The 25,765-nt window shown below is 70.0% G+C and carries 22 protein-coding genes and 2 pseudogenes; 11 read left to right on the top strand and 13 right to left on the bottom strand.

Features of this window, described 5'->3' with window-relative positions:
* Nucleotides 1–41: 41 nt before the first annotated feature.
* A complete protein-coding gene (locus PV679_RS24855; RefSeq protein WP_416069790.1) occupies nucleotides 42–692 on the bottom strand; it encodes a VanZ family protein in 651 nt (216 codons plus the stop codon).
* 289 nt (nucleotides 693–981) lie between these two features.
* Between PV679_RS24855 and PV679_RS24850 the strand changes: the two genes are divergently transcribed.
* On the top strand, nucleotides 982–2,622 hold the full coding sequence (locus PV679_RS24850) for a DNA repair helicase XPB (RefSeq protein WP_319682597.1): 1,641 nt from the start codon (nucleotides 982–984) through the stop codon (nucleotides 2,620–2,622).
* A gap of 15 nt (nucleotides 2,623–2,637) precedes the next feature.
* On the opposite strand, the gene PV679_RS24845 is transcribed toward PV679_RS24850, so the two are convergent.
* On the bottom strand, nucleotides 2,638–3,798 hold the full coding sequence (locus PV679_RS24845) for a glycosyltransferase 87 family protein (protein WP_416069793.1): 1,161 nt from the start codon (nucleotides 3,796–3,798) through the stop codon (nucleotides 2,638–2,640).
* Nucleotides 3,799–3,967: 169 nt separating this feature from the next.
* Nucleotides 3,968–4,165, bottom strand: coding sequence for a hypothetical protein (locus tag PV679_RS24840; protein WP_319682596.1), 198 nt, complete (start codon nucleotides 4,163–4,165; stop codon nucleotides 3,968–3,970).
* Between the two features lie 350 nt (nucleotides 4,166–4,515).
* On the opposite strand from PV679_RS24840, the gene PV679_RS24835 reads away from it, so the two are divergent.
* Entirely contained in the window at nucleotides 4,516–6,609 is a 2,094-nt protein-coding gene (locus PV679_RS24835; protein WP_319682595.1) for a HelD family protein, read from the top strand.
* A gap of 115 nt (nucleotides 6,610–6,724) precedes the next feature.
* Here the strand turns inward: PV679_RS24835 and PV679_RS24830 are convergent, their stop codons facing one another.
* Nucleotides 6,725–7,420, bottom strand: coding sequence for a copper homeostasis protein CutC (locus PV679_RS24830; RefSeq protein WP_319682594.1), 696 nt, complete (start codon nucleotides 7,418–7,420; stop codon nucleotides 6,725–6,727).
* A 337-nt stretch (nucleotides 7,421–7,757) separates the two neighbouring features.
* Here PV679_RS24830 and PV679_RS24825 point away from each other — a divergent pair, with 337 nt between their 5' ends.
* From PV679_RS24825 to PV679_RS24815, 3 genes are all read left to right on the top strand, one after another.
* On the top strand, nucleotides 7,758–10,013 hold the full coding sequence (locus PV679_RS24825) for a heavy metal translocating P-type ATPase (protein WP_319682593.1): 2,256 nt from the start codon (nucleotides 7,758–7,760) through the stop codon (nucleotides 10,011–10,013).
* 69 nt (nucleotides 10,014–10,082) lie between these two features.
* Nucleotides 10,083–10,745 carry an HD domain-containing protein gene (locus PV679_RS24820; protein ID WP_319682616.1) on the top strand — a complete coding sequence of 221 codons (663 nt, stop codon included), beginning with the start codon at nucleotides 10,083–10,085 and terminating at the stop codon, nucleotides 10,743–10,745.
* Between the two features lie 102 nt (nucleotides 10,746–10,847).
* Nucleotides 10,848–12,059, top strand: a complete 1,212-nt coding sequence (locus tag PV679_RS24815; protein ID WP_319682615.1) for a Cmx/CmrA family chloramphenicol efflux MFS transporter — start codon at nucleotides 10,848–10,850, stop codon at nucleotides 12,057–12,059.
* A gap of 36 nt (nucleotides 12,060–12,095) precedes the next feature.
* Here the strand turns inward: PV679_RS24815 and PV679_RS24810 are convergent, their stop codons facing one another.
* Nucleotides 12,096–12,365 carry a DUF4031 domain-containing protein gene (locus PV679_RS24810; protein WP_319682592.1) on the bottom strand — a complete coding sequence of 90 codons (270 nt, stop codon included), beginning with the start codon at nucleotides 12,363–12,365 and terminating at the stop codon, nucleotides 12,096–12,098.
* The gene (locus tag PV679_RS24805; RefSeq protein WP_319682591.1) at nucleotides 12,362–12,754 is read right to left on the bottom strand and encodes a hypothetical protein; all 393 of its coding nucleotides are present in this window, start codon (nucleotides 12,752–12,754) and stop codon (nucleotides 12,362–12,364) included. The genes PV679_RS24810 and PV679_RS24805 overlap by 4 nt, the downstream gene beginning before the upstream one ends.
* Nucleotides 12,755–12,943: 189 nt before the next feature.
* On the opposite strand from PV679_RS24805, the gene PV679_RS24800 reads away from it, so the two are divergent.
* The 4 genes from PV679_RS24800 (at nucleotide 12,944) to PV679_RS24785 (ending at nucleotide 19,229) form a co-directional block, all read left to right on the top strand.
* Nucleotides 12,944–13,864, top strand: coding sequence for a MurR/RpiR family transcriptional regulator (locus PV679_RS24800; protein ID WP_319682590.1), 921 nt, complete (start codon nucleotides 12,944–12,946; stop codon nucleotides 13,862–13,864).
* Nucleotides 13,865–13,949: 85 nt separating this feature from the next.
* Nucleotides 13,950–14,912: an N-acetylmuramic acid 6-phosphate etherase gene (gene murQ, locus PV679_RS24795; protein ID WP_319682589.1), complete on the top strand. Its 963-nt coding sequence runs from the start codon at nucleotides 13,950–13,952 to the stop codon at nucleotides 14,910–14,912.
* 42 nt (nucleotides 14,913–14,954) lie between these two features.
* On the top strand, nucleotides 14,955–16,520 hold the full coding sequence (locus PV679_RS24790; protein ID WP_319682588.1) for a PTS transporter subunit EIIC: 1,566 nt from the start codon (nucleotides 14,955–14,957) through the stop codon (nucleotides 16,518–16,520).
* 231 nt (nucleotides 16,521–16,751) lie between these two features.
* Nucleotides 16,752–19,229 carry a SpoIIE family protein phosphatase gene (locus tag PV679_RS24785; protein ID WP_319682587.1) on the top strand — a complete coding sequence of 826 codons (2,478 nt, stop codon included), beginning with the start codon at nucleotides 16,752–16,754 and terminating at the stop codon, nucleotides 19,227–19,229.
* 976 nt (nucleotides 19,230–20,205) lie between these two features.
* On the opposite strand, the gene PV679_RS24780 is transcribed toward PV679_RS24785, so the two are convergent.
* Both PV679_RS24780 and PV679_RS24775 read right to left on the bottom strand, forming a co-directional pair.
* Nucleotides 20,206–20,415 carry a DUF397 domain-containing protein gene (locus PV679_RS24780; RefSeq protein WP_319682586.1) on the bottom strand — a complete coding sequence of 70 codons (210 nt, stop codon included), beginning with the start codon at nucleotides 20,413–20,415 and terminating at the stop codon, nucleotides 20,206–20,208.
* Nucleotides 20,412–20,519 (bottom strand): annotated as a pseudogene (locus PV679_RS24775) (transcriptional regulator); the annotation flags it as partial. The gene PV679_RS24780 and the pseudogene PV679_RS24775, both read right to left, overlap by 4 nt.
* Before the next feature lie 367 nt (nucleotides 20,520–20,886).
* Here PV679_RS24775 and PV679_RS24770 point away from each other — a divergent pair.
* Nucleotides 20,887–21,312, top strand: coding sequence for a DUF732 domain-containing protein (locus tag PV679_RS24770; protein ID WP_319682585.1), 426 nt, complete (start codon nucleotides 20,887–20,889; stop codon nucleotides 21,310–21,312).
* A gap of 70 nt (nucleotides 21,313–21,382) precedes the next feature.
* Here PV679_RS24770 and PV679_RS36240 read toward each other — a convergent pair.
* A pseudogene (locus PV679_RS36240) lies at nucleotides 21,383–21,817 on the bottom strand (VOC family protein); the annotation flags it as partial.
* Nucleotides 21,818–21,843: 26 nt separating this feature from the next.
* On the opposite strand from PV679_RS36240, the gene PV679_RS24755 reads away from it, so the two are divergent.
* Complete coding sequence (locus tag PV679_RS24755) at nucleotides 21,844–22,128, top strand: hypothetical protein (protein ID WP_319682614.1); 285 nt, start codon at nucleotides 21,844–21,846, stop codon at nucleotides 22,126–22,128.
* A gap of 3 nt (nucleotides 22,129–22,131) precedes the next feature.
* Here PV679_RS24755 and PV679_RS24750 read toward each other — a convergent pair whose 3' ends face one another.
* From PV679_RS24750 to PV679_RS24735, 4 genes are all read right to left on the bottom strand, one after another.
* Nucleotides 22,132–22,536: a hypothetical protein gene (locus tag PV679_RS24750; RefSeq protein ID WP_319682584.1), complete on the bottom strand. Its 405-nt coding sequence runs from the start codon at nucleotides 22,534–22,536 to the stop codon at nucleotides 22,132–22,134.
* A 365-nt stretch (nucleotides 22,537–22,901) separates the two neighbouring features.
* On the bottom strand, nucleotides 22,902–24,527 hold the full coding sequence (gene groL / locus PV679_RS24745) for a chaperonin GroEL (protein ID WP_319682583.1): 1,626 nt from the start codon (nucleotides 24,525–24,527) through the stop codon (nucleotides 22,902–22,904).
* Nucleotides 24,528–24,904: 377 nt separating this feature from the next.
* On the bottom strand, nucleotides 24,905–25,108 hold the full coding sequence (locus tag PV679_RS24740) for a cold-shock protein (RefSeq protein WP_005315736.1): 204 nt from the start codon (nucleotides 25,106–25,108) through the stop codon (nucleotides 24,905–24,907).
* A 364-nt stretch (nucleotides 25,109–25,472) separates the two neighbouring features.
* The gene (locus tag PV679_RS24735) at nucleotides 25,473–25,748 is read right to left on the bottom strand and encodes a ubiquitin-like small modifier protein 1 (protein ID WP_319682582.1); all 276 of its coding nucleotides are present in this window, start codon (nucleotides 25,746–25,748) and stop codon (nucleotides 25,473–25,475) included.
* Nucleotides 25,749–25,765: the final 17 nt, after the last annotated feature.

Below are 25,765 nucleotides of genomic sequence, written 5' to 3'. Positions count from 1 at the left end.
CGTTCGCGGGGCCGGCCGAGGAGCGGAGACGTACGTACGAGTCAGCGGCCGAGCCGGCCGAGGCGCCCGGTCCATGACTCCTCCCGGGCGGCGGACCGCTTCGACTTGGCCGCGACGGGCTTCGGCTGTGAAGCAGGCTTCGGCTTCGGCTGTGACGCAGGCTTCGGCTTCGGCTTCGAGGCCGGCTTCGGCTTCGACGCAGGCTTCGGCTTCGAGGCCGGCTTCGGTTCGGCGGCCGGCCCGGCCTTCGGCGCTGCGCCCGCCGGCGCGCCCAGCGCGTGGTAGCGGCGTCCGATACGGCGTCCCAGCAGCAGATATCCGAGCAGCGCGCCGCTGGTGTTCAGGATGACATCGTCCACGTCGAAGGCGCGGCCCTGGACGATCGAGCCCTGCGCCAGCTCCACCAGCGCCATCACGACCCCGGTCAGCAGCACCACGCGCACCATTCCCAGCCGGCGCGGCACAAGCACCGGAAGGATGAGGCCGAAGGGCACTCCCATCAGGATGTTGCCGCCGAGCTGCTTGCAGGCGGCGAGGAACGTGTAGTCCTCCACGTACTGCCGCAGCGAATGACCGGGCTGAAGATTGGATCCGGCGATGTCGGCGGAGGCCGGAGACGGCGTCAGGGTCAGTTCGGCCAGCACCGCGGAGAATCCCACCAGCGCGGCGAAGGCCACCACCAGAATGATCACCCGCAGCGCGGTCCGGCCCCATGCATTACTCCTCCGGGCGGCGCTCCCCGACCCGGGCCTTCCCATGTCAGCGGTCATAGCCCCCTGTTGCCCAGGCCCCGGACGGATACGCCGCGCGCGTCCGCCGGGATGAGAACCGGTGGACAGACCCGGACATCGGCCCCTGTCCGCGCCGGGACCGGGACGCCGGAAGGCGCTCTCGGCTCAGCCTGTGCGACGGCGCCGCACCCATGCGCCGCGCGATGAGGGACCATGGATAGTTCAGCCCGTCCCGTCCGCGGAGGTTTGCGTGTCCTGCCTGATCGTCCAGAGCGACAAAACCCTCCTGCTTGAGGTCGACCACGAGCAGGCGGACGCGTGCCGTCGCGCCATCGCGCCGTTCGCCGAGCTGGAGCGTGCACCGGAGCACATCCACACCTACCGGCTGACCCCGCTCGGCCTGTGGAACGCCCGCGCCGCCGGGCACGACGCCGAGCAGGTGGTCGACGCGCTCGTGGAGTACTCCCGCTATCCCGTGCCGCACGCCCTGCTCGTCGATGTCGCCGAGACGATGGCCCGCTACGGACGGCTCACTCTCTCCAAGCACCCCACCCACGGCCTTGTCCTGACCTCCACCGACCGGCCGGTGCTGGAGGAGATCCTCCGCTCCAAGAAGGTCCAGCCGCTGGTCGGCACCCGGATCGACCCGGACACCGTCGTCGTGCATCCGTCCGAGCGCGGCCAGATCAAGCAGACGCTCCTCAAGCTGGGCTGGCCCGCCGAGGACCTCGCCGGTTATGTCGACGGCGAGGCGCACGCCATCGAGCTGGACGAGTCCGGCTGGGCGCTGCGCCCGTACCAGAAGCAGGCCGTGGAAGGGTTCTGGCACGGCGGCTCCGGTGTGGTCGTGCTGCCCTGTGGCGCCGGAAAGACGCTGGTCGGCGCCGGTGCGATGGCTCAGGCCAAGGCGACCACGCTGATCCTGGTCACCAACACCGTCTCGGCCCGCCAGTGGAAGCACGAGCTGGTGAAGCGCACCTCACTGACCGAGGACGAGATCGGCGAGTACAGCGGCACCCGGAAGGAGATCCGGCCGGTCACCATCGCCACGTACCAGGTGCTGACGACCCGGCGCAAAGGCGTCTATCCGCATCTGGAGCTGTTCGACTCCCGCGACTGGGGACTGATCGTGTACGACGAGGTGCATCTGCTGCCCGCGCCCGTCTTCAAGTTCACCGCGGACCTCCAGGCGCGGCGCCGGCTCGGGCTGACCGCGACGCTCGTGCGCGAGGACGGCCGTGAGTCGGACGTCTTCTCGCTGATCGGCCCGAAGCGCTTCGACGCTCCGTGGAAGGAGATCGAGGCGCAGGGCTATATCGCGCCGGCGGACTGTGTCGAGGTACGGGTGAATCTCACCGACAGCGAGCGGCTGGCGTACGCGACCGCCGAGACGGAGGAGAAGTACCGCTTCTGCGCCACGACGGCGACCAAGCGCAAGGTCACGGAGGCGCTGGTACGCAAGCACCAGGGCGAGCAGACCCTGGTCATCGGCCAGTACATCGACCAGCTCGACGAGCTCGGTGAGCATCTCGACGCGCCCGTCATCAAGGGCGAGACCAGCAACGCGCAGCGCGAGAAACTCTTCGAGGCGTTCCGGCAGGGCGAGATCTCGGTGCTCGTGGTGTCGAAGGTCGCGAACTTCTCGATCGACCTGCCCGAGGCGACGGTCGCGATCCAGGTGTCGGGGACGTTCGGCTCCCGCCAGGAGGAGGCCCAGCGGCTGGGCCGCGTCCTGCGTCCGAAGGCGGACGGCCACGAGGCGCGCTTCTACTCGGTCGTCGCCCGCGACACCATCGACCAGGACTTCGCGGCGCACCGCCAGCGCTTCCTGGCGGAGCAGGGATACGCGTACCGCATCGTGGACGCGGACGAGCTGCTGGCCGAGAGCTGAGGGCCGGGCCGGCGCTCAGCCGGTGCCCGCGCGGGTGGTCACGCCGGTCTCCGGGCGCGGCGCCGGAAGCACGGCCCTGGCGCCCGTCCGTGCCGCTCCCGTACGCCAGGCCGCGAACGCCAGCAGGCCCAGTCCGAACAGCGGGTACGGCGATGCCAGCGGCTGCTGCCACCAGGGCAGTCGCAGATCCAGGTCGCCGCGGTGCGGTACGGCCCAGAAGCTGCGCGCCGTCCAGACCACGCCGACCGCGGCCGCCGTCCGGAGCCTGCCCTCGGCGATCAGCACGGCCAGCAGCGGCACGCACCACACCCAGTGGTGCGACCAGCTGATCGGTGACACGAGCAGCGCCGTCAGCGCGGTGACCAGCACGCCCCAGGTCTCCAGGCCGGCCCGGACGACGGCGCGGCGAGCGGTCCACAGCCCGGCGACGGCCGTGAGCCCGGCGGTCACCACCCATACCGCGCCGGGCTCCGGGCTGTGCGAGAAGCGCGCCAGCAGCCCGCGCAGCGACTGGTTGTCGACGACAAAGGTCTTGCCGACGCGGCTGGTCTCGAAGAGCCGTCCTGTCCAGAACTCGCCACTGGCCTCCGGGAGTACCAGCACGCCGAGCAGCACGGTGCCGGTGAGCGAGGCGACGGCGATCAGCCCGGACCGTACCCGTCCCGTCATCAGCAGATACACGATGAAGACGGCCGGCGTCAGCTTGATGCCCGCCGCGACACCGAGAGCGAAACCCTTGCCGAGAGCGTGTTCCGGCCTCGACAGGTCCCAGAGGACAAGGCAGGCGAGAGCGAGGTTGATCTGTCCGAAGAGGACGGTCTGGAAGACCGGTTCGAGCCAGAGCCCGAGCGCGATGGCGACGACGAGCGGCACGCGCCCGGTGCGCAGGCCCGCGAACCGCCAGGACAGATGCACGAAGAGCGCCATCAGCGCGGCGTTCCCGGCGACGAAGGCGACCTTGAGCGCGGCGACCGGCAGCCAGGTCGTCGGTACGAAGAGGATCGCGGCGAACGGCGGATAGGTGGCGGGGAGCTGCCACTCGGTGACCGTGAACCCGTAGAGATCGGTACCGTCGACGACGGCCGCGCCTTCCGCCCGGTAGACGAGCGTGTCGGCCATTTCGATGTGCTGCGCGACGCAGAGTGTGGCGAGCGCGGCCAGCGACAGGGTGAGCAGGCCCACTGCGATGAGTGAGCGGAGGGTCACGGTCCGGTAGGTCACGGCCGCGACCCTAGTGGATCAGGAGCATGACGCAGAGGCACGGTTCATGGCGGAGCGTTGTTCGCGGGCGTCGCCCGTGGGCCGGACAAGGACGCACCGGAACCGGACAGGGACCGTGCGGGGATCAACGGCGCTTGACGCCTGCCTCCTCGGCGTACTCCCCGAGTATGGACACCTGGAAAGCGGCGCTCACGAAGATCTTGACCGCGCGCAGCGCGTTGCCGAGGTGATGAGCGGGATGTGGGATGGCGCCCGTGGCGGTCGCGCCGGGAAGCGGCGGGCTCTGCCGGGCGTGGGACGGAGGGAAGGTCGCAGTACTCATACATCCATGATGGATTCCGGACATAGTTGGCACATCACTCGCCGGACGGAAGCTCGCGCGGGTGCGCGTACGACTCGGGATTTACGGGATCCCCTGTGGGACGGACGCGTGGTGTACGCCTCAGGCGTGCGGGCTCGGAGCCCGGTGCGGCGGGCGCCGGCGGGAAATCCGTTCGCCCGCCCGTCACCCACTGGCTACAATCGCCCCTCTTGCCCGCCTCCCTTGCGGAGTGCCGTCGTCCGGACGGAAACCGGACGACCGCTATGACGTGATCCACGCCGACCGGACACCGCCGGCCCGTCGTCCGACGGCCGCGGTCCGTCGGCCTGCGTACAACCGGAGGCGACACCGTGCCCGCGCACGCCACTGAGCCCGACACCACCACCGATCCGCTCGCACGCGAGCGCGCCCATCTCGGCGCCTCCCGCGCCGCGCTGCGTGCCATGCGCGAGGACGTCCAGGCGCTCGACATCCGCGATGTCACCGCGAACTGGGTCAACGCCGCCGTCCTGGAGGCGCAGATCGAGGAGCGCGTCAAAGCCCTCGCCGACCTCTCGCACACTCCGCTCTTCTTCGGCCGTCTCGACTATCTGCACGCCGTCGGCGCGGCGGAGGCCGAGGGCGCGGAGGGCGAGCGCTTCTACATCGGCCGGCGCCATGTCCACGACGCCGACGGCGACCCCATGGTCATCGACTGGCGCGCGCCCGTCTCGCAGCCCTTCTACCGGGCGTCGAAGAAGGACCCGCTGGATGTCGCGCTGCGCCGCCGCTTCGGTTACACCGCCGGTGATCTCACCGCGTACGAGGACGAGCATCTCTCCGACCCGGCCGAGGCCGCGCAGTCCAGCAAACTGCTCCAGGCCGAGATCGAGCGCCCGCGTGTCGGTCCCATGCGGGACATCGTCGCGACCATCCAGCCCGAACAGGACGAGATCGTCCGGAGCGGACTCGGCGGGACCGTGTGTGTCCAGGGCGGGCCCGGCACCGGGAAGACGGCCGTCGGTCTGCACCGGGTCGCCTATCTGCTGTACGCGCACCGCGAGCGGCTGGCGCGCACCGGCACGCTGGTCATCGGACCGAACGCGTCCTTCCTGCACTACATCGAGCAAGTCCTTCCCGCTCTCGGCGAGTTGGAGGTCAGGCAGTCGACGGTGGACGATCTGGTCGCCTCGGTGGAGGTGCGGAGCACGGACGCCGCGGACGCCGCCGTCATCAAGGGCGACGCCCGGATGGCGGAGATCCTGCGGCGGGCGGTGCGGTCGCATGTGACGCCGCCCACGGAACCGGTCGTGGTCGTACGCGGCTCCCGGCGGTGGCGAGTGCCCGCGTACACGCTCGAAGAGATCGTCGGCCAGTTGCTGGAGCGGGACATCCGCTACGGCGCCGCGCGCGAGGCCCTGCCTCAGCGGATCGCGCACGCCGTGCTCGTACAGATGGAACAGGCGGGCGAGGCGCCCGACGACCGGGTGCAGGACGCGGTGGCCCGCAATCCGGCGGTGAAGGCGGCGGTCAAGGCGATCTGGCCGCCGGTCGAACCGGCGAAGCTGGTGCTGCGGCTGCTGTCCGACGCGGAGTTCCTGGCCGCGCACGCCGAAGGAGTGCTGACGGCCGACGAGCAGAAGACGATCCTGTGGGCGAAGCCGGCGCGGAGTGTGAAGTCGGTGAAGTGGTCACCGGCGGACGCGGTGCTGATCGACGAGGCGGGTGATCTGGTCGCTCGCACGCACTCGCTCGGGCATGTGGTGCTGGACGAGGCGCAGGACCTGTCTCCGATGCAGTACCGGGCGGTGGGACGGCGCTGCTCCACCGGCTCGGCGACGGTGCTGGGCGATCTGGCCCAGGGAACGACACCGTGGGCGACGGCGAGCTGGGCGGACGCGCTGCGGCATCTCGGCAAGACGGACGCCGTGGTGGAGGAGCTGACGGCGGGCTTCCGTGTGCCGCGCGAGGTGATCGCGTACGCGTCCCGGCTGCTGCCCGCGATCTCGCCGGGCCTGGCGGAGGTCGAGTCGGTGCGAGAGGCGCCGGGCTCGCTGTCGGTACGTGCGGTCGCCGCGGACCCCACAGGCCCCGCAGACCCCGCGGACCTCGACGCGGCGGTGGTCGCGGCGTGTGTGGAGTCGCTGGCGCACGAGGGATCGATCGGGCTGATCGCGGCGGACGCGCGGATCCCGGCGCTGGCGGAAGCGCTGGAGGCGGCGGGGATGCCGTATCTCGCGCCGGGCGAGGAGACGACGGCCTCCTCGCGGCTGACGCTGGTGCCCGCCTCGCTGGCGAAGGGGCTGGAGTACGACTACGTGGTGCTGGACGAGCCCGCGGCCGTCGTGGACGGCGAACCCGACGAGCGCACGGGCCTGCGGCGGCTGTATGTGGCGCTGACCCGCGCGGTCTCCGGCCTCACGGTCCTGCACGCGGCGCCGCTGCCGGAGGCGCTGGAGGCATAAGGCGGAAGGCCTACGGCGCTCCGGTCCCGGACGGCGCCGGGACCGGAGCGCGCGGCCGGGACCGCCGCGCGCCCCGCGCCGTCACACCGCCGCCGTCACACCGCCGCCGGCGCGCTCACGCGTCGAGCGCCGCGCGCCATTCGCGTACCGCCTCCGACGACACGGCGCCCGACCAGCCGGCCGGACGCGCCGCTCCGCCGATGTGGAAGGCCGTGATGCCGGCCGCGCTGAGCGCGGGCAGGTGGTCCAGCCGCAGCCCGCCGCCGACCAGCATCCGGGGGCCGTAGCCCGGATCTCCACGCTCCGCCGCCGCCGCTTCGGTCAGCAGCGTCGGCAGGCCCTCGTCCACACCCGCCGGCGAGCCGGCCGTGAGATAGGTGTCCAGGCCCGGCAGGTCCGCGAGCTGCTTGCGCAGCGCGTCCCGGTCCGCCGCCCGGTCGATCGCCCGGTGGAACGTCCACCGGCAGCCGTCCAGCTCCGCGACCAGCCGCTCCACCGTCACCAGGTCCGGTGATCCGTCGGCGTCGAGGAAACCGAACACGAATTCCTCCGCGCCCTCCGCACGCAGCCCGCGCGCCGAGTCCACCAGCGCGTCGATGTCGCCCACCGCGAAACCGTCGGTCGGCCGCAGCATCACCCGCAGCGGGATGCCGACCGCGGCGCGGATCTTCGCGAAGGTCTCGCGGGGCGGGGTCAGACCGTCCGCCGCCATGTCGGTGACGAGCTCAAGGCGGTCCGCACCTCCGCTCTGGGCGGCGACCGCGTCCTCCGCGTCGAGAGCGATCACCTCCAGGACTGCACGCTTGCTCATGGGACCTCATTCGTAGGGATGGCCGGGCTGTTCCGTCCATAAGCTCATGGACATCATGAACTTATAGGTCTAGTCCAATGTCCAAGCCTACGGGGCATCCCGGCCCTGGCGCATCAGCACAGCCGTGCCAGTGGCCGACGGGGACTCCGGGACCAGCACCGTGTCCGGTTCATGTGTGCCCGGAATGGCGAGATCCATGGCGGTCGATACCCCATGCGGGTATCGATTCAGGTCGCGATCACTCTTGCTTCGCACACACCATGGGGGTATACCTGAAAGGAGAGATACCCCTAGGGGGTAAGATGTGACATCGGTCTATGACAAGGAGCCGTCAGCCATGAGCCCCACGAAGACCAGCGGCGCACCGGCCGAGGTCGAGCTGACGATCGGCGGCATGACCTGCGCCTCCTGCGCGGCCCGTGTCGAGAAGAAGCTCAACCGCATGGACGGCGTCGAGGCGACCGTCAACTACGCCACCGAGAAGGCCAAGGTCAGCTACTCCGGCGACGATCTCTCGGTCCAGGACCTGATCGACACCGTCGAAGCTACCGGCTACACGGCCCAGGAGCCCGCTCCTCGACAGACGGACACCGCCGCGGCGACGGAGGACGAGGAAGGCGGCGAGCTCAGGACGCTCCGGCAGCGGCTTGTCACCGCCGTGGTCCTCTCCGTACCCGTCATAGCGATGGCCATGATCCCGGCCCTCCAGTTCACCTACTGGCAGTGGCTGTCGCTCGTCCTCGCCGCACCCGTCGTCGTCTATGCCGGCTGGCCCTTCCACCGCGCCGCCTGGGTCAACGCCCGCCACGGCGCGGCGACGATGGACACTCTGATCTCCGTCGGTACGTCGGCCGCGTTTCTCTGGTCGCTCTGGGCGCTGTTCTTCGGTACGGCGGGCATGCCCGGTATGACTCATGCCTTCGAGCTGACCGTCGCCCGTGGCGACGGCGCCGGGAACATCTATCTCGAAGCCGCCGCCGGAGTCACCGCCTTCATCCTGGCCGGGCGTTTCTTCGAGGTCCGCTCCAAGCGCAAGGCCGGCGCCGCGCTCCGCGCGCTGCTGGAGCTGGGCGCCAGAGAAGTCACCGTCCTGCGCGACGGGCGCGAGATCACGCTGCCCACGGCGGAGCTGAAGCCCGGCGACCACTTCCTCGTACGGCCCGGCGAGAAGATCGCCACCGACGGCACCGTCGTCGAGGGCTCCTCCGCCGTCGACGCCTCGATGCTCACCGGAGAGTCCATGCCCGTGGAGGTCGCGGCCGGCGACACGGTGACCGGTGCGACGCTCAACGCGGGCGGCCGGCTCGTCGTCGAGGCCACTCGCGTCGGCTCCGACACCCAGCTCGCGCGGATGGCGCGCATGGTGGAGGACGCGCAGAACGGCAAGGCCGCCGCTCAGCGCCTCGCCGACAAGATCTCCGCCGTGTTCGTGCCGGTCGTGATGGCTCTCGCGCTCGCCACGCTCGGCTTCTGGCTCGGCAGCGGCGCGGGCCTGACCGCCGCGTTCACCGCCGCCGTGGCCGTCCTGATCATCGCCTGTCCCTGTGCCCTCGGCCTGGCCACTCCGACCGCGCTGCTGGTCGGCACCGGCCGCGGCGCGCAGCTCGGCATCCTGATCAAGGGACCCGAGGTGCTGGAGTCCACGCGCCGCGTCGACACGGTCGTCCTCGACAAGACCGGCACGGTCACCACCGGCCGGATGACCCTGCTCGCCACGCACACCGCGCGGGACACCAAGGAGTCCGAGGTGCTGCGGCTGGCAGGCGCGCTGGAGCACTACTCGGAGCACCCGATCGCCCGCGCCGTCGCCGAAGGCGCCGCGGCGCGCGTCGGCGCTCTGCCCGCGCCCGCGGACTTCGCGAACATCCCGGGCCTCGGCGTCCAGGGCGTGGTCGAGGGCCATGCCGTCCTGGTGGGCCGGGCGAAGCTGCTCGCACAGTGGGAGATCGGCCTCCCGGAGGAGCTGGAGCGGGCCGGGCGGTCCGCCGAGGCGGCGGGCCGTACGGCGATCGCGGTGGCCTGGGACGGCGAGGCGCAGGCCATTCTCGAAGTCGCCGACGCGGTCAAGGAGACCAGCCCGGAGGCGATCCGCCGGCTGCGCGAGCTGAAGCTCGTCCCCATCCTGCTCACCGGCGACAACAAGGCCGTGGCCGAGTCCGTCGCCGCCGAGGTGGGCATCGACCAGGTGATCGCGGAGGTCATGCCCGAGGACAAGGTCGAGGTCATCAAGAAGCTCCAGGCCGAAGGCAGGAGCGTCGCCATGGTCGGTGACGGCGTCAATGACGCCGCCGCACTCGCCCAGGCGGATCTCGGCCTCGCCATGGGCACCGGCACCGACGCCGCCATCGAGGCCGGTGACCTCACGCTCGTACGCGGAGATCTGCGCACCGCCGGCGACGCCATCCGGCTGGCCCGCCGCACTCTCGGCACGATCCGTACGAATCTGTTCTGGGCCTTCGCCTACAACGTCGCCGCGCTGCCGCTCGCCGCGGCCGGCCTGCTGAATCCGATGATCGCGGGAGCGGCCATGGCCTTCTCCTCGGTCTTCGTCGTCGGCAACTCGCTGCGGCTGCGCGGCTTCAGGGCCTCCTGACAGACGGCGCGGCCGGGTCCCGGAGGGTCTCCTTCCGGGACCCGGGCTTATCGTCGTCGCATGCCCGACATGGCCGGTCCCGATCCGCGCAGCCGCTTCGTCACGGCGCTGCTCGCCGTCCGCGACGCACCCGGGGAAGCCGGTGAGCCCGGCGGCCCGCCGGATCCCTTCGTCTACGCCGACCGCCTGCTGGCCCGCTGGGCCGAGCCGCAGCGGCGCTACCACACCACCGCTCATCTCGTCGCGGTCCTGGATCACATCGACACGCTGGCCGAGTACGCCGACGATCCCGATCTCGTCCGTCTCGCCGCCTGGTTCCACGACGCCGTCTACCGCCCGGACCGCGAGGAGAACGAGGAACGCTCCGCCCGCCTCGCCGAGCGCGCCCTGCCCGAGGCCGGTCTGAGCCAGGACCGTACGGCCGAGGTCGCCCGGCTCGTCCGGCTCACCACCAGCCATGCCGCCGCGCCCGGCGACCGGAACGGCGCGGTCCTGTGCGACGCCGACCTCGCGATCCTGGCCTCGGCGCCCGACGCGTACGCCGATTACGCGGCCGCGGTGCGGGAGGAGTACGGCTTTGTCCCGGACGACGCCTTCCGCGCGGGCCGGGCCGCCGTACTGGAGCAACTCCTCGCGCTGCCGAGCCTGTTCCGCACACCGCACGGCGCCCGGGAATGGGAGGCGCGGGCCCGCGCGAACCTCGCGGCGGAGCTGCGGACCCGCACGGCCTGAGCGGACGGCACCGGCTGACGCGCGCGGGCCCGCACGGGAATGCGGCTGCGGGCCCCGGCGTTGTCAGGTGTCATGCCAGACTCCGCCGATCGACGCTCCCGTATGCCGCTCGCCGTCTACATCCTGGGCCTCTCGGTCTTCGCGCTCGGTACGAGTGAGTTCATGCTCTCCGGCCTGCTGCCGTCCCTCGCCGACGACATGGACGTGTCCATCCCGACCGCCGGGCTTCTCATATCGGCCTTCGCGATCGGCATGGTGATCGGCGCTCCGCTGCTCGCGGTGGCCACGCTGCGGCTCCCGCGCCGTACCACTCTGGTCGTCCTGATCTCGGTCTTCGGCCTCGGCCAGGTCGCCGGCGCGCTCGCGCCGACCTACGAGGTGCTCTTCGCGTCCCGGGTGATCAGCGCCTTCGCCTGCGCCGGATTCTGGGCGGTCGGCGCGGCCGTCGCCATCGCGATGGTCCCGCTCAACGCGCGGGCCCGTGCCATGGCCGTGATGATCGGCGGACTGTCCATCGCGAATGTGCTCGGTGTCCCGGCCGGCGCCTTCCTCGGCGAACATCTCGGCTGGCGCTCCGCGTTCTGGGCCGTCGGCGCCTCGTCCGCCGTCGCGCTGATCGGCGTGCTGACCCTGATCCCGCGCATCCCGCCGCCGGCCGAGAAGCCGCGGCTCAAGCGGGAGCTGACCATCTACCGCGACCGGCAGGTCTGGCTGGCCATCGCCATCACGGCGCTCGCCGCCGGCGGTGTCTTCTGCGCCTTCTCGTATCTCGCGCCGCTGCTCACGGACGTGGCCGGGCTGGACGACGGCTGGGTCCCGACCGTGCTCGCGCTCTTCGGCGTCGGCGCGCTCGTCGGTACGGCCATCGGCGGACGCTACGCGGACGCGCATCTCTTCGGCGTGATGATCAGCGGTGTCACCGCGTCGACGGTCCTGCTGGTCGTGCTGGCGCTCACCGCCTCGAACCCGGTCGCCGTCGTCATCCTGACCTTCTTCCTCGGTGTCTCGGCCTTCTACACGGCTCCGGCGCTCAACGCCCGTATGTTCAACATCGCGGCCGCGGCGCCCACTCTCGCCGGCGCCACCGCCACCGCCGCCTTCAATCTGGGCAACGCGGGCGGCCCGTGGCTCGGCGGGGCCGCGATCGACGCGGACTTCGGCTTCGCCTCCACCGCCTGGGCGGGCGCGGCGATGGCGGTGGGCGCCATCGGCCTGGCGGCCCTGTCCCTGCGCCATCACCGGAAGGGCGGCAGCAGGATCGTCACGGGCTCGTCCGTGGCGTCCGCCGCCGCGGACGACCGGGCCCAGGTCTGAGCCCGCGCCGCCGGTCGTCCCGGCCGGAGCGCGCCGTCAGGCCGCCGGTCGGCCCTTGGGCCGTCGCAGCCCCGCCTCGGTGATCCTGCGTACGAGTTCCTTGGAGCCGACCTCCACCGCGCCCGCGGTCACCGCGTCCGGATAGCGGTGCGACGGGACGTCGTAATGGTCGCGTTCGAACGCGCGCCGCGGGCAGCCGATCGACGCGGCGAAGGCGTGCAGCTCCGCGAATGACACATCGCTCACCATGTGTGACCACATCCGGCCATGGCCCGGCCAGGTCGGCGGGTCGATATAGACCGTCACGAGGTCTCCGTCCGGCCCACGGTGTCCAGCGCGCCGACGGCCGCGACCACCATTCCCGCCTCCGCGCAGACCCATCGCGGATCGGGCCCCAGCTCCGGATCGACATCCAGCGCGTGCGGCTCGGTCTCGGTGCACACCGGGCAGAGCGGCCAGCGCCCGTACCGCTCCAGCAGCGCGTCCTGGACGTCCTGCGCGACCAGCCCGGTCACATAGGAGGCGCCGTCCGGCCACTGCTCGACCCACCAGCGGCGGTGCGACACGGACTCCTCGACCAGCGACACGACGTCCGGCCTGGCCACACCGTCCGCCGCGAGATCGGCCAGGATCAGAGCACGGGCGCCGTGCAGTGCCTGCTCCAGCGGGTTCACATCAAGGTTCGCGTCGTCCATCCCGCCATTTTCACACCGACCGCCGGAGAGCGTCCGCGATCAGCGGCGACCGGCCCCTGCCGCTCGCCGTCCGGACCGGCCGTCATGGCGTCGTGGCGGCGTGGCGTCGTGGCGTCGTGGTGCAGTGCCGTCGTGGCGCCCATCGGACAGGGGGTTGACCGCGGACGGTCTTGAAAATATCTTTCACTCGTGACCCAAGTCGTGAAGGAAAGTTTCAGCGGTGTTACCCCGCCCGCTCCCGCGGCCCTCGCGGCCAAGGTGCGGACCCTCGCGCCGTCCATGACCCGCTCCATGCAGCTTGTCGCCGAGGCCGTGGCCGGCGACCCGGCCGGCTGCGCGGCCCTCACCGTCACCGGTCTCGCCGAGCTGACCGGCACGAGCGAGGCCACGGTGGTCCGCACCGCCCGCCTCCTCGGCTATCCCGGCTACCGCGATCTGCGGCTCGCGCTCGCGGGCCTCGCCGCCCAGCAGGAGTCGGGCCGCGCTCCCGCCGTCACGGCGGACATAGCGGTCGACGACCCGATCGCGGACGTCGTCGCCAAGCTCGCCTACGACGAGCAGCAGACCCTGGCCGACACGGCCGCCGCGCTCGACACCGTCCAGCTCGGCGCCGTCGTCGCCGCGTCGGCCGCCGCCCGCCGGATCGACATCTACGGCGTCGGCGCGTCCTCCCTGGTCGGACTGGACCTCGCGCAGAAGCTGCTGCGTATCGGCCTGATCGCGCACGCCCACACCGACCCGCACCTCGCCGTCACCAACGCCGTGCAGCTCCGCTCCGGCGATGTGGCCATCGCGATCACACACTCCGGATCCACCGGCGATGTCATCGAGCCGCTCCGGGTCGCCTTCGACCGGGGCGCCACGACGGTCGCGATCACCGGCCGGCCCGACGCGCCCGTGTCGCAGTACGCCGACCATGTGCTGACGACCTCCACCGCGCGGGAGAGCGAGCTGCGCCCGGCCGCCATGTCCAGCCGTACGAGCCAGCTCCTCGTCGTCGACTGCCTGTTCATAGGGGTCGCCCAGCGCACCTACGAGACGGCCGCGCCGGCGCTCTCCGCCTCGTACGAGGCCCTCGCGCACCGCCACAGTCCGCGCAGCACCCGCTGACCGGCGCACCGGCCGCGCCCGCACCGGAACACCCGCCCGCACCCGCACCCGCACCCGCACCCGCAGAAGAAAGAGCCGCTGCTTCATGACCTCCACGCCCGCCGACGCCGCGACACCCCGGTACGACGACCTCCGCGCGCAGCTCGACACACTCACCACCGAGGCGTTCCGTCCGGAGCTGGCCGAGATCGACCAGCTTCCCACCCTGGAAATCGCCAAGATCATGAACGGCGAGGACAGCACCGTCACCGCCGCCGTCGCCGCACAGCTTCCGCTGATCGCCGCCGCCATCGACGCCACCGCCGAGCGGGCCGCCCGCGGCGGCCGGCTGATCTACGCGGGCGCGGGCACGGCGGGACGGCTCGGTGTGCTGGACGCCAGCGAGTGCCCGCCCACCTTCAACACCGACCCGGAGCAGGTCGTCGGCCTGATCGCGGGCGGCCCCACCGCGCTGGTGACGGCCGTCGAAGGCGCGGAGGACTCCAAGGAGCTGGCCGCCGCCGATCTGGACGGCCTGAAGCTCACCGCGGCCGACACGGTGGTCGGGATCTCCGCCTCCGGACGCACTCCGTACGCGATCGGCGCGGTCGAGCACGCCCGTCGCCTCGGCGCGCTCACCATCGGCCTGTCGTGCAACGCCGGCAGCGCGCTGGCCGCGGCGGCCGAGCACGGCATCGAGGTCGTCGTCGGCCCCGAACTGCTGACCGGCTCCACCCGCCTCAAGGCCGGTACGGCGCAGAAGCTCGTCCTCAACATGCTCTCGACGCTCACCATGATCAGGCTCGGCAAGACCTACGGAAATCTGATGGTCGACGTCCGCGCGTCGAACGAGAAGCTCCGCGCCCGCTCCCGCCGCATCGTCGCGCTCGCGACGGGCGCGACCGACGACGAGATCGAGACCGCCCTCACCGCGACCGGCGGGGAGGTGAAGAACGCCATCCTCACCATCCTCGGCGAGGTCGACGGCCCCACCGCGGCCTCGCTCCTCGCCGACTCCGACGGCCATCTGCGCGCCGCGCTCCAGGCCGCCCACACCAGCACCGGCTGAACGTCCCGCACCACCACCTCGCACAGCAAGGCACCACGCACCATGGCAACAGACAAGAACCGCGCCACGGCCGAAGCGATCCTGCCGCTCGTCGGCGGCGCCGGAAACATCTCCTCCATCGCGCACTGCATGACCCGGCTACGCCTCGGTCTGCGCGACCGTTCCCTTGTCCAGGACGAAGCGCTCAAGGCGCTGCCCGCCGTCATGGGCGTGGTCGAGGACGAGACGTACCAGATCGTCCTCGGCCCGGGCACGGTCGCCCGGGTCACTCCCGAGTTCGAGTCGCTGGTGGAGGAGGCGCGGGCGGCCGTCCCTGCCTCCGCTCCGGCTGCCACCACCGGCTCCGCCACCGCCGCCACCACCACCGCCGCCACCGGCGCCACCACCGCCGACGAGCTGGCCGCCCAGGGAGCCGCGATCAGAGCGGCGCGGAAGGCCAAGAACGCCACTCCGTTCAAGCTCTTCCTGCGCCGGATCGCCAATATCTTCGTGCCGCTGATCCCGGCACTCATCGGCTGCGGCATCATCGCCGGCCTCAACGGCCTGCTCACCAACCTCCACTGGCTTCCGGCGATAGTCCCGGCGCTCGCCGCGCTGGCCTCCGGCTTCATGTCGCTGATCGCCGTCTTCGTCGGCTACAACACGGCACGGGAGTTCGGCGGTACGCCGATCCTGGGCGGCGCGGTCGCGGCGATCATCGTCTTTCCCGGCGTCGCGAACATCGACGCGTTCGGCCAGAAGCTCGCTCCGGGCCAGGGCGGTGTGCTGGGAGCGCTCGGCGCGGCGGTTCTCGCCGTGTACGTGGAGAAGTGGTGCCGCCGATGGGTCCCGGAGGCGCTGGACGTCCTGGTGACTCCGACGCTGACCGTTCTCGTCTCCGGTCTGGTCACCATCTTCGGCCTGATGTATGTGGCCGGTGAGGTCTCCACGGCCATCGGCGACTTCGCCAACTGGCTCCTGGCGAACGGCGGCTCCGGCGCGGGCTTTGTCCTCGGCGGCCTGTTCCTGCCGCTGGTGATGCTGGGCCTGCACCAGGCGCTCATTCCCATTCACACGACACTGATCGAACAGCAGGGCTACACCGTCCTGCTGCCCATTCTCGCCATGGCCGGCGCGGGCCAGGTCGGCGCGGCGGTGGCGGTCTACTTCCGCCTTCCGCGCAACGGCTCGATCCGCCGGACCATCAAGTCGGCTCTTCCGGCCGGTTTCCTGGGCGTCGGCGAGCCTCTGATCTACGGGGTCTCGCTTCCGCTGGGCCGCCCGTTCATCACGGCCTGCGTCGGCGGCGCGTTCGGCGGCGGCTTCGTGGGCCTGTTCAACCAGCTCGGCGCGGCCGTCGGTTCGACGGCGATCGGACCGTCCGGCTGGGCGCTGTTCCCGCTGCTCGACGGCGACAAGGGCCTGGGCGAGATGGTCGTGATCTATGGCGGTGGCCTGCTGGTGGGCTATGTCGCGGGCTTCGTCGCCACGTACTACTTCGGCTTCACCAGGACGATGCTGAGCGAGCTCAATGTCACCACCGACGCGGTCGCGGTCGCGGAGCCGGAACCGGTGACGGCGGACGTACCGGCTCCGGCGGCGCCGCGGCAGGCACCGGCCAGAGCCTGACCGTACGGTCTCGCCATCCGGACCAGGGCCTGACCGTATGCGCTCGGAGTCCGGAGTCCGGAGTCCGGAGTCCGACGGCTCATGGCTGAGGGCGGCATCCCGGACGGGGCGCCGCCCTCAGCCATGTCCGACCACTCCTCCGTCAGGACGCCGTACCAGCGCCTCTCTGAGATATCAGGGAGTGTGGAACTATAAGAGGAATGGACGTCTATGTGGTGATTGGATCCTGGCATGCCCGGCTCTGACGGAGGGGTGCCCTACGCGATATCAGAGGCACCCGGCCCGCCGGGAGCGGCGATCGCGGTGATCGACGCGGAAGGATCCGTGATCGGGTGGACGGAGGCCGCGGAACAGCTTCTGGGCTACCGGGCCTCGGAAGTGGTGAACACTTCCGCCACAGATCTGCTGATGTTCGACGGAGCCAGGCCGGCTCCGTCGGCGTTGTCCGCGCTGGCCGGCGTGCGGGAGCCCTGGTCAGGGATGGTGCAGGCCCGGCACCAGGACGGCCGCACGATCCATATGAGCGTGTGGGCGTCTCCGCTGGCCGCCGCGGACGGCAGGCGGGACTGGTTCATATCGGCAGCCGACCTGTCCGAGACGCCGCTGCCTTCGAGCACCAACGAAGCGGTGCTGAAATCACTCCTCGATCACTCACCGATCGGCATGGCCGTCTGGGACGCCGATCTCCGCTGCATCTGGCTGAACAGCACGGACGAGCGCCGGGTCGGCCCGCTCCGCCACCAGCGGCTGGGCCTGCGGGTGGCGGAGTCACTGCCGGGATTCGACACTGACTCGGTCGAAGCCTCGATGCTCCAGGTCCTCAAGGACGGCAAACCGGTGATCGACCACGAATACCGCTGGGCCGCCGAGGACGGGAAGGACGAGCGCGTGTTCTCGTCCTCCTTCTTCCGCCTCGACGGACCCGGCGGCAGCCCGCTCGGCGTGTGCTCGATGGTCGTGGACATCACCACCAGTGCGGCGCGTCAGCGCCTCACCGTCCTCAGTGAGGCGGGCACCCGCATCGGCACCACTCTGGATGTCATGAGCACCGCGCAAGAACTGGCGGATGTCGCCGTACCGCTGCTCGCGGACTATGTCACGGTCGACCTGGCCGAGTCGGTCCCGCTCGGCGAGGAGCCCCTGGTACGTCTGGAGGCCACGGACAACAGCGTCCCGGTGTTCCGCCGTGCCGGAGTGACCTCCATCCACGCCGGGATTCCCGAGTCCATGTGGCGTCGCGGAGATCCGGTGTTCGTGCCGCCGTCATCTCCCTTCACCGCCGTCCTGAACTCGGGAAAAACGCACTTCGAGCCCGTTCTGGACTACTCTCCCGGCACCTGGCTCGACCAGGACCCGGGCCGGGCCAGGACCATCCACGAGAACGGCATGCACTCGCTGATGATCCTTCCGCTCAAGGCGCGCGGCGTGATCCTGGGCATCGTGGTGTTCATCCGTACGGACACGCCCGCGTCCTTCTCCCGGGACGATCGGCTGCTCGCCGAGGAAATCGTCATCCGGGCCGCGCTGAGCCTGGACAACGCGCGCCGTTACACACGTGAGCGGACGACGGCTCTGGCGCTCCAGCGCTATCTGCTTCCCCGTAACCCGTCGGGCGGCAGCGCCGTCGACGTGGCCTGGCGCTATCTCCCGGCCGATGTGCACGACGGAGTCGGCGGCGACTGGTTCGATGTGATCCCGCTGTCCGGCGCGCGGGTCGCGCTGGTGGTCGGCGATGTCGTCGGACACGGCATCAACGCCGCGGCGACGATGGGCCGGCTCCGCACCGCCGTACACACCCTCGCGGACATGGACCTGCCGCCCGAGGAGGTGCTCGCCCGCCTCGACGACCTCGTCGCCCGGCTGACGGACGAGGACGCCGGGCCCAAGGGCTACGCCGCGCCGGTCATGGGCGGCACCTGCGTATACGCCGTCTACGACCCGGTCACCCGGCGCTGCACCATGGCACGCGCCGGACACCCGCCGCCCGCGATCGTCGACCCGGACGGCAACGTCACCTTCCCCAAGGTGCCCTCCGGCGCACCGATCGGCCTCGGCGTCGGACTGCTGTCCTTCCAGCCCGTCGAGATGGAACTGCCGGAGGGCAGCATGATCGCGCTCTACACCGACGGTCTCGTCGAGACGCGCGAGGCCGACATAGACGTCGGGCTGAACCGTCTGCGGGCCGCTCTCACCAGGGCCGAAGGCACGCTGGAGGAAATCTGCTCGGACGTGGTCGACACCGTGGTGGCGAAGGCGCCGGCCGAGGACGATGTCGCGCTGCTGCTGGCCCGCACCCGCTCGCTGAGTACGGACCAGTACGTCTCCTGGGAACTGTCCACGGAGCCGGCCGTCGTCGGCAAAGCCAGGTCCCTGGCCGTCCGTCAGCTCTCCACATGGGGACTGGAGGAGCTCAGCACGACCGTGGAGCTCATCGTCAGCGAACTGGTCACCAACGCCATCCGTTACAGCTCCGGCGCCATCCGGCTCCGGCTGATCCGGCACAAGTCACTGACGTGCGAGGTCTCGGACGGCGACAGCAATTCACCGCGTCTGCGCCACGCCCTCTCGACCGACGAGAACGGCCGTGGTCTCTTCCTCATCGCGGAGCTGTCCCGCCGGTGGGGCACCCGTATCGCGCCCGGCGGAAAGATCGTCTGGGCCGAACTCACCCTGCCCACCGATTCACCGCCCACTCCGTCCTCCCGGTGACCGACGAAGACAACAGCCCCAGACACGACGCGCCTCCTCCGATGGCGCGTCGGCACTGGCTCGGACGGCAGAGGTTCCCGGTTCGAGCGAGAGGCCCCAAGGGCTGTCCCGTAATCCCTGGTGGATCAGCGCACGCGGCGTCAGATGCGGTGGATCGCACAGCGGAGGGGCGTCCCGATCCTGGGCGTATAGGGGCGTTCCGACAACGCGGCAAGGCGCCGTAGCTGTCGTCGCGCGCCCGCCTGGGATCACGGGACAGCCCTCAGTTCACGATGTGCGGCCCCTGTGCCGGCTCGCAATACGTCAGTCCCTCGCTGTCCACCAGACGGCTTCGGCTGTACGCCTCCCACTGGAGACCAAGACCGCAGAGTGTGCAGTGACCAGCGAAGCGGCGGTAGCCGGGGGCAGGTTCGGGGGTGCTATCGGGTGTAGTCATCCGCTCAACATAAGACACCGCACTGACAGCAGGCGGACATGCGCTGTAGCGACTGCCCCGAGCCCGCCACCAATCGGAGCCGTTGCGACCGTCACCGCCAGGTCCACGAACAGCGCGCGACGGCCCATGCTCGGCGTGCTCGCCGCACGGTCCCGGTCCGGGTGTTCTCGGGGGCCGCTCGACTCCGTGCACTGGTGTCCGCTCGTGGTGGTGCGCACTGTGCGAGGTGCGGTTCGCTCGTCCTCGCGGACGTGGTGGCCGTTGGCCACGTGCGACCGCTCGCGCTCGGGTGAGGGCACGGACGGGAACGTTCAACCGTTGTGCCGTGCCTGCTCCCACTTGACCAAGAGCGACGAGGACTCCTCGCGCGATGAGGGCGGAAACCGCGTGTGACGGTTCCCGCCCTCCCGGGCTTCTTCTCTTTGTCAATCGCTCGGGCGTGGCAGGACCTTCGTCGTCCGGTGTGGTGCAGACACAGCGGAGCCCCACCATGCATCGCACGATGGGGCCGCTGCGATCCGGTGCGGGTTGGTCGACTTGTCAGACGGCGCCGAACTCTCCGGCCTTGACGCTCGCCACGAAGAAAGCGAACGAACCGGCGGGAAAGGCCAGAACCGGACCGGTCGGGTTCTTGGAGTCACGTACGGGGACGACGCCGCGCGAAGCGACGAGGTTGGCGGCGACCTCGATGCACTGGCCGCCGTTGTTGCTGTAGGAGGACGTGAACCAACGCGGGATTTCGGTGTTCACGGGGTGCCCTTTCGTAACTGCTCGATCATGGCCACGGACATCGCCTGTGATGCGGCTTCGGCCTGTAGCTGATGGTAGGCCGTCACCATGGGCAGTACGAACCTCACGAACTCGGCGAGCACACCGAGCACGCCGGGCAGCTCTGGACCTCAAGGAGCAGAGCAATGGCAAGCGCCATGCCACAGGGCGGTTCCTGTAGCGGCTGTGAAGAGCGCGACCCGTCAATGTTCCTGCCCGCCCAACAGCCGTACTTTGGCCACGGTGAACCGGGCGGAGACCAGGACCCGCACGAACAGCCCTCGGGGCATCCGCAGGAAGGAGCGACGGGGGCGCGTAGTCCCTCGCAACTGGCTAAGAGCCCCGTCCGGCCAAGTACCGGGCGGGGCTTCTGTGTGCCCGAGTTGTGTACGTGATGCGGGGCTTACGTGATAGGCATTGACGATCTTGTTGCACGACCAGGGGAGGGACCGCGTGAAGCGGAAAACGTGGATCATCACGGGGGTTGCGGTGCTCGCGTTCGGCGGAGTGCTGTCACTGTTCGAGGACGAGCCGGACAAGGCAACGGCCGAGCCCAAGCCGTCCGCTTCGGCGCCTGCGAAGCCCGACGAGAAACCGAGCGCGGAGCCGTCCAAGCCCACGGGCATCCCCTCGCCCAACGCCGCACAGACCGGAGCCCTGATACTCGCTCTGTACGCCGTGGAACCGGGGCTGGTGCCCGAGGAAGACAGGGCAGTTGATCGGGCCCGGAACGTCTGCCTGGACATCACGGGGGGCAAGGATGCGGCAACCGTCCAGCGCAACGCCAAGAGCCGGTTCGAGGGGGGCACCGTGCCGAGCCTCACCGACGACCAGGCCGCCGACATCGTGACCGCCGTTAAGTCGTCGTTCTGTAAGTGACCGAACGCAAGACGCCCCGTCCGGCCAAGTGCCGTGCGGGGCTTCGGTGTTCGTTGACGTGCAGGTATCCTCAGAACTGGTAGTCAGAGGTGTTGGGGTCCGCGAGCGTCACCCAGCCCTTGCCGTCGGGCAGCCGGTGGTCGGCCACCAGCGTGGCGCCGAGCACGAGAAGGCGGTCGACCTCCTCGTGCCGCGTGCGGTCCTGCGGCTGGAGGTCCAAGTGCACCCTGTTCTTCACGGACTTGGTGTCCGGAACAGCTATGAACAGCAGCGTCACGCCGTCGCCGCCGGTGAGCATGACGATGTCGTTGAGCATGGCCTTGCGGCGGTCACCGAAGCCCGGAGCCTTGACGGCGACGGACTTGAAGGTGCCACGGATCTTGTTGACGACCAGGGTCGACAGCGCCTCGCCCTCGACGTCCTCCGCGATGATCAGCAGGGGCTTGCCCGACTGCATGACCTTCTCCAGCAGCGGAAGGAGGTCCTTCACGTTGCTGATCTTGGACCCACGTCGCTGTGCCCGTGGACGAGATGACTCACGCGATGATCGCTCAGCCGCAGATCCTCGCCCGGATCACGGCTCGGGTCGGCGCGCAGATCATCCACCAGACCGACCAGGAGCACACCGACTGGACGCGGGACGACTACACGCACCAGGCGTACCGCGCGGCGTGGGGCGAGCCGCCCGCCCGGTACTGGATCACGCACGCGGAGGTGGCTCGCCGGCTCGCCATCCTGCGAGGGAAGTACGAGGCGGCGGGCTTCCGCCGGATGGGTCTCGCGCACAGCATCACGTTCGAGTCCGTCCCCGCGTAGCGGCTAGCTGAGTGCCTGCCGCATCACCGTGAGCGGGTCCAGTTCCGGGAAGCGCTGCCGGATCTGCCGCTGTGCCTGAGAGATCAGGTCATCCAGGAGGACCGGAGCCGCGCCGTACAGCACGTCATGCAAGTACGGCACCACCGCGGAAGGGTCGGGCGGTAGTCGCAGCTCGACCGTCAGCGGAGCGCCTTCACTCTTGTAGCGCTTCGCGGGCAGCCCGACCTTTTCGGGGTGGACACACACCGGTGTCCCGTCGCTCAAGTACCGGTGTCCGTCAGCCTTGTTGAACGGGCATGCCGGGGTCGGACGCTCGAACACGTCGAACTCACCAACCGCATGGAACCGCGACGGACAGATGCCGCACGCGCGGTGGTGGACGTCGCCGTTCACGAAGGGCTCGGGCATGACCGGAGCCTAGCTTTCACCAGCGCCACAGACGCCCGTTTCGGACCGCACCATCCCCTCCCGGGGCATGGGCGCCGCGAGCGGGTCGCAAGACCCGTTGCGGGGCCGCTGGGCGAGTTCAGCAACGGATGAGGGACCAAACCACGGTACGCACTGTGCAAGGTTCCGCCCGCCCCGTCCGAGTGCCACCCCCGTGGCGCACGGGCGGGGCGTCCCTCTCCGACCCCTCGTACGGGGCGGGCCCGTACTCCACGGCGACGTGCTGCGCACCCCGTCGCGTCCCACTCAGCGAGAAACGCCCGAGGGCGGCACCCCTTCGCAGGGATGCCGCCCTCGGTCAGGACGGTTGATCAGCCGGAGGCAGATCAGAAGTCCATGTCACCGCCCGGCATGCCGCCGCCCGGAGCGGCCGCGCCGGCCTTCTCGGGCTTGTCGGCGATGACGGCCTCGGTGGTGAGGAACAGCGCCGCGATGGAGGCCGCGTTCTGCAGAGCGGAACGCGTCACCTTCGCGGGGTCGATGATGCCCTCGGCGATCATGTCGACGTACTCGCCGGTCGCGGCGTTCAGGCCGTGACCGACCGTCAGGTTGCGGACCTTCTCGACAACGACGCCACCCTCAAGACCACCGTTGACGGCGATCTGCTTGAGCGGGGCCTCCAGCGCGAGCTTGACGATCGCGGCACCGGTGGCCTCGTCGCCTTCGAGCTCCAGCTTCTCGAAGACCGAGGAAGCCTGCAGCAGGGCCACACCACCACCGGCGACGATGCCCTCCTCGACGGCAGCCTTGGCGTTGCGCACCGCGTCCTCGATGCGGTGCTTGCGCTCCTTGAGCTCGACCTCGGTCGCGGCACCGGCCTTGATGACGGCCACGCCGCCGGCCAGCTTCGCGAGGCGCTCCTGGAGCTTCTCACGGTCGTAGTCCGAGTCGCTGTTCTCGATCTCGGCGCGGATCTGGTTGACCCGCCCGGCGACCTGCTCGCTGTCACCGGCACCGTCGACGATGGTCGTCTCGTCCTTGGTGATGACGACCTTGCGGGCACGGCCCAGCAGGTCCAGGCCGGCGTTCTCCAGCTTGAGACCGACCTCCTCGGAGATGACCGTGCCGCCGGTGAGAATGGCGATGTCGTTGAGCATGGCCTTGCGGCGGTCACCGAAGCCCGGAGCCTTGACGGCGACGGACTTGAAGGTGCCACGGATCTTGTTGACGACCAGGGTCGACAGCGCCTCGCCCTCGACGTCCTCCGCGATGATCAGCAGGGGCTTGCCCGACTGCATGACCTTCTCCAGCAGCGGAAGGAGGTCCTTCACGTTGCTGATCTTGGAGTTGACGATCAGGATGTACGGGTCGTCCAGGGACGACTCCATACGCTCCATGTCGGTGGCGAAGTACGCCGAGATGTAGCCCTTGTCGAAGCGCATACCCTCGGTGAGCTCAAGCTCCAGGCCGAAGGTCTGGGACTCCTCGACGGTGATGACGCCTTCCTTGCCGACCTTGTCCATGGCCTCGGCGATCAGCTCGCCGATCTGGGTGTCGGCGGCGGAGATGGAGGCGGTCGAAGCGATCTGCTCCTTGGTCTCCACGTCCTTGGCCTGCTCCAGCAGGGCGCCGGAGACGGCCTCTACGGCCTTCTCGATGCCACGCTTGAGGGCCATCGGGTTGGCGCCGGCGGCCACGTTGCGCAGGCCCTCGCGGACGAGCGCCTGGGCGAGCACGGTCGCGGTGGTCGTACCGTCGCCGGCGACGTCGTCCGTCTTCTTGGCGACTTCCTTGACCAGCTCGGCGCCGATCTTCTCGTACGGGTCCTCAAGCTCGATCTCCTTGGCGATGGAAACACCATCGTTGGTGATCGTGGGGGCGCCCCACTTCTTCTCAAGGACGACGTTGCGACCCTTGGGGCCAAGGGTGACCTTGACGGCGTCGGCGAGCTGGTTCATCCCGCGCTCGAGACCGCGCCGTGCCTCCTCGTCGAACGCGATGATCTTGGCCATGTGAAGTGGTCCTCCCGGACAGGGGGTCTCCCCAGGCCGCCAGGCCCAGGGGGCGGGTGGATCGGACCGTACCGGCGCCCGCGACGGACGACCTGAGAGCCGTGCGGTTCCTTGCCCCGCAGGCTCTTCGGGCCTCACCGACCCGGTCCTCAAGCTGTCACTCTCACTTGCAGAGTGCTAATGCCAATGATTAGCACTCGACCCCTGCGAGTGCAAGCTTGTCCTGCCGACACGACCCCTCGGACGGACGACTCGGGACCCGGGACACGGGACGCGGAACACCGGACGAACGCCCGGGAACGCACGAGGGGCCCGCATCCCATCTCTGGGACACGGACCCTTCGGCGTGAGTGCGTCGGTGGCCGATCGCGCCGGAATCAGACGGCGAGCTTGACCATGTCCGCCTGCGGACCCTTCTGGCCCTGCGAGATCTCGAACTCCACTCGCTGACCTTCTTCAAGGGTGCGGTACCCGTCCATCTGGATCGCGCTGTAGTGGACGAAAACATCCGCACCACCGTCGACCGCGATGAAGCCGTACCCCTTCTCCGCGTTGAACCACTTGACGGTGCCCTGAGCCATGCCTAACTCCCCTATTACTGGCCCTTACCGGGGGCCACACTTCGCGTCGGAACGCGTCGACCGCGGCTGAATGTATCTGCCCAACTGCCCTCTGCAACAGGTCAATCGGACGAGAATTCTGGGCATGGCCGAACAGGCATAGCGATGAATTCGCTGCGTTCCAGGGCAAGTCGGGCCGGGCAAAGCGCACGTATAGCGCAAATGTCACCTGGACTTTGACCCCATGTTGTCGCGTTCTCATATGCGCCGGACACAGGCGGACGAGGGGCCTTCCCACACTGTATCGCGCTCAACCATTCAGAATGGCCCCCTCCGCTTCTCGCGGAGAGGGCCACTGAGGCACTGCGGGCATGAGCCGGTGGAATCAGCCTCCGGCGACGGCGGGGATGATCGAGACGCCCGCGCCCTCCGGGGTGGCGGTCTCCAGGCCCTGCTCGAAGCGGACGTCGTCGTCGTTCACGTACACGTTCACAAAGCGGCGCAGCTTGCCCTGGTCGTCCAGGACGCGGGCGGCGATGCCGGGATGGCCGCTCTCCAGGGACTGGATGACCTCGGAGAGGGTCGCGCCCTCCGCCAGGACCTCGGCCTGACCACCGGTGTAGGTGCGGAGAATGGTGGGGATGCGGACCTTGACGCTCATGGTGGGGTGCCTTCCTT

This window comes from Streptomyces sp. AK02-01A, from assembly GCF_033795305.1.
In the GTDB taxonomy this organism is placed as follows: Bacteria; Actinomycetota; Actinomycetes; order Streptomycetales; family Streptomycetaceae; genus Streptomyces.
Note: the sequence above shows the minus strand (reverse complement) of the source record. Positions and strands in the feature narration are given on the sequence as shown.

Coding starts and splice junctions, on each gene's coding strand:
- PV679_RS24840 (WP_319682596.1), bottom strand. CDS start 4,165: ATGAGTACTGCGACCTTCCCTCCGTCCCACGCCCGGCAGAGCCCGCCG.
- PV679_RS24830 (WP_319682594.1), bottom strand. CDS start 7,420: ATGAGCAAGCGTGCAGTCCTGGAGGTGATCGCTCTCGACGCGGAGGAC.
- PV679_RS24825 (WP_319682593.1), top strand. CDS start 7,758: ATGAGCCCCACGAAGACCAGCGGCGCACCGGCCGAGGTCGAGCTGACG.
- PV679_RS24820 (WP_319682616.1), top strand. CDS start 10,083: ATGGCCGGTCCCGATCCGCGCAGCCGCTTCGTCACGGCGCTGCTCGCC.
- PV679_RS24815 (WP_319682615.1), top strand. CDS start 10,848: ATGCCGCTCGCCGTCTACATCCTGGGCCTCTCGGTCTTCGCGCTCGGT.
- PV679_RS24805 (WP_319682591.1), bottom strand. CDS start 12,754: ATGGACGACGCGAACCTTGATGTGAACCCGCTGGAGCAGGCACTGCAC.
- murQ (WP_319682589.1), top strand. CDS start 13,950: ATGACCTCCACGCCCGCCGACGCCGCGACACCCCGGTACGACGACCTC.
- PV679_RS24790 (WP_319682588.1), top strand. CDS start 14,955: ATGGCAACAGACAAGAACCGCGCCACGGCCGAAGCGATCCTGCCGCTC.
- PV679_RS24785 (WP_319682587.1), top strand. CDS start 16,752: ATGCCCGGCTCTGACGGAGGGGTGCCCTACGCGATATCAGAGGCACCC.
- PV679_RS24755 (WP_319682614.1), top strand. CDS start 21,844: ATGACTCACGCGATGATCGCTCAGCCGCAGATCCTCGCCCGGATCACG.
- PV679_RS24750 (WP_319682584.1), bottom strand. CDS start 22,536: ATGCCCGAGCCCTTCGTGAACGGCGACGTCCACCACCGCGCGTGCGGC.
- groL (WP_319682583.1), bottom strand. CDS start 24,527: ATGGCCAAGATCATCGCGTTCGACGAGGAGGCACGGCGCGGTCTCGAG.
- PV679_RS24740 (WP_005315736.1), bottom strand. CDS start 25,108: ATGGCTCAGGGCACCGTCAAGTGGTTCAACGCGGAGAAGGGGTACGGC.
- PV679_RS24735 (WP_319682582.1), bottom strand. CDS start 25,748: ATGAGCGTCAAGGTCCGCATCCCCACCATTCTCCGCACCTACACCGGT.